The sequence below is a fragment of the Chitinivorax sp. B genome, from assembly GCF_005503445.1.
Classification (GTDB): Bacteria; Pseudomonadota; Gammaproteobacteria; order Burkholderiales; family SCOH01; genus Chitinivorax.
Window position 1 is genome coordinate 1 of record NZ_SCOH01000114.1, and the last position, 3,039, is coordinate 3,039.

Consider the following 3,039-nt stretch of genomic DNA (forward strand, 5'->3'; position numbering starts at 1 on the left):
TAACGTCGCGGGACGGGCAATCGGCTTGGCATGCCGGGTCAGCCCGACCAGCCGGCCGAGGCTGTCATACTGGTTGACGGTGACGTAACCCAGTGCATCCAACTGGTAACGCGCCCGGTTGGCCTGGTCATAGACGGTGAAGCGACTGCGGTCCTGCGCCGCATCGGCTTTCAGCAGCGCTTTCAGGCTGGTTTCATCGGTCCAGCTGTTGGCCACCGGTTGGGCATAGTCGGTGACCTGGATCACATTGCCCGCCGCGTCATAGACCCGCTCGCTGACCTGGCCCAGCGCATCCACGCTGAAGCGCAGCCGTTGTTGGGCGTCGTACAGGCTGCGGGCTCGGCGGTCTTGGGCAGAATCCGCTTTGAGGAGCGCGGTCAGATCGGTTTGATCCAGGCTACCACCCGCCTGGAAGGTGGCACGCCATTCCGTCTTCCATTGGCTGATGCTGGTGGTACTGGGCGGGGTCGACGCCGTACCATTGAAGAACATTTGCGTGTTGTAGGACCATGCCCCGCTGTAGGCTGCATACTGCGTATGACTGAACGCGCCCGGCGCCTGCCGGTGGCTGCCTTTTTCGTAAACGTACACCGTCGCATGATCGGCAGCGAGCTCTTGCTCGATGATGTAGGTCGTCTGTTCCTTGACCTTCCCCAGCGGGGTCTTTTTACCTTGCCGGCCCCGATATTCTTCGGCAATCAAGGTGCCATCATTGCTGATGCCCACTTCCAGCATCATCCAGCTGTCGGTCTGCCAGGGCTCGCCATTGGAGGCCCCGACATGCAGGTAGCGCCCGGCATGGGTCCCCAGGGTGACTTCGCGGTAAATGGACACCGGATGCGTGGCATCGACGGGCTGTCGCTGACTCTCGGCATAAGGCGCAAAATGCTTGGTGTCTGGCCCGGTCTTGAGCTGGATCCGGTCCCCATTCCACACCGCCTGATCCGTCGGCGCCCCCCGCGACGCAACAATGAACTGGTCTTTGTTGCTGCGTAGATCGACACTGGCGACCACGGCGCTTGACAGCGGCGTGGCATGGCGGGTGGTTTCCACGACATTGCCAAAGCTGTCATAGCGCTTGGCCGTCACGACACCCAGGCTATCCATACTGGCGATGAGGCGGCCCGCCGCATCATACACCCGCCGTTCCTGCTGGGTGGTGGCGGCCGTCTGGCCATGGGCGATGACCGGTTTGATCAGCGCCTGCACGTCTTCGGCAGTCAGCACCGCACCGGGCTGGAAGGCGACCGTCTGCTGGATCTGCCATTCGTTGATCACGGTGGTACTGGGTTTGCTAGTGGCGGTGCCATCAAAGAACAGCTGGACGTGATACGACAAGGCCCCGCTATACGGGACGGTCTGTTCGTACTTGAGCGTGGCACTGCCCTGCCGGGTCGTGCCTTTCTCATAGACATAGAGGAGGTTGCGACCGGCGGTGAGTTCCTGCTCGACGATGTAGGTGGCGTTTTCTCGAACCTGGCCGATGACGGTTTTGGTCCCCTGCTTGCCGCGATAGGCCTCGGCCATGACCGCCCCGTTGGCCATGATCTGCACTTGCAGCATATTCCAGGCATCGGTCTGCCAGGGCTCCCCGTTGGAGGCGCCGATATGCAGGTAGCGGCCGTCATGGCTGCCCAGTGTGATCTCGCGATAGATGTTGACCGAATGGGCGGTATCCACCCGCATCATCCCGAGTTGATGGGTCTGCAGGCTGACATCCTTGGTGTCCGGACCACTTTGCAATTGCAATTGGTCACCTTGCCAGCTCACCTTGCCATTGGCGGTACTGGCCGCCGGCAACAGGAAACGATCCTTGTTGTGGTGCAGGTTGATCGGGGTCAACGCCGTGCTGGAGATCGGCGTGGCGTAGCGGGTGGTGTCCAGCACATTGCCCAGCCCATCCAGGCGGCGGGTGGTCAGATAGCCGGCCGCATCGATCGTGCCGACCTCACGCCCCGCCGCATCGTAGAGCTGGTGGACCGACTGATGGCCGGTGGTGGTGCCATTGCTGGCCGCCTCGGCCGTGGCGTTGACCAGGGCTCGCAGCTCGTTGGCCGAATAGGGCGCCCCAGCCTGGTAACGCAGTTGTTGCTGAATATGCCACTGCGCCACGGTGGTGGTACTGGGTGGGGTGGTGGCGCTGCCCTGGTACTGGCGCTGGCCGATGTAGGACTGCGCCCCCTGGTAGGTCGCGGTCTGTACGTAGCGGAAGCTGGTGCTACTGTCGCGGGCGGTTCCCTTTTCGTAGACGTACAGTGTGGCACGATCTGCCGCGATCTCCTGTTCGATGAGGTAGGTGGCCTGCTCACGCAGCTTGCCCAGCGTGGTCACGGTCACCTGCTTGCCGCGGCAGTCTTCCGCCAGCAAGGTGCCATCGTTCATGAGGCGGGCCTGCAACATGATCCAGCCATCGGTCTGCCAGCCCGCGCCGTTGTCGGTGCCGACATACAGCACTCGCCCCGCATGCGTACCCAGGGTGAGTTCACGGGTGATGACCGCAGTATGGGTGGCATCGACCGGCACCACCGGCACGTACTGGGTTTGCACGGTGAGGTCCTTGGTGTCCTGCCCGCTCTGCAATTGCAGTTGTCCCCCCTGCCAGCTGACCTTGCCGGCCGTCACCCCGCTGGTCGGTAGCGAATAGCTGGCCTGGTTGCGCTGCAAGGTGGCCAAGGACACTGTCGCCTCGGCCAGCGGGGTGGCATAGCGCACGCTGCTGACGCGATTGCCCAGCGCATCATAACGGTGCTCGGTCAGGTAACCCTGGCGGTCGATGCTGGCAGTCAGGCGGCCGGCCGGGTCGTACAGCGAACGCTGGCTGAGGTCCTGCCCAGCGTTGGGTTGCAAGCGGGCCCGCACCTCGTTCAGGGTGGGTCGGTCCTGGGCCAGCGTGATCGGGGTGGCATAACGGGTGCTGCGGGTCACTTGCCCGACTGCGTCATACTCAGTCTGTTCCACCGCCCCCAGCGCATCAATACTGAACACCCGGCGGTTGGCGGCGTCGTAGACGTAACGCGTGACCTGCTGGTTGGCATCGGT

At 63.2% G+C, this 3,039-nt stretch carries 1 protein-coding gene; it reads right to left on the minus strand.

What is annotated here, in order from left to right:
- Positions 1 to 3,039 (minus strand): RHS repeat domain-containing protein (locus FFS57_RS24500; RefSeq protein ID WP_137940446.1); only part of this gene is annotated, 3,039 nt, incomplete at both ends.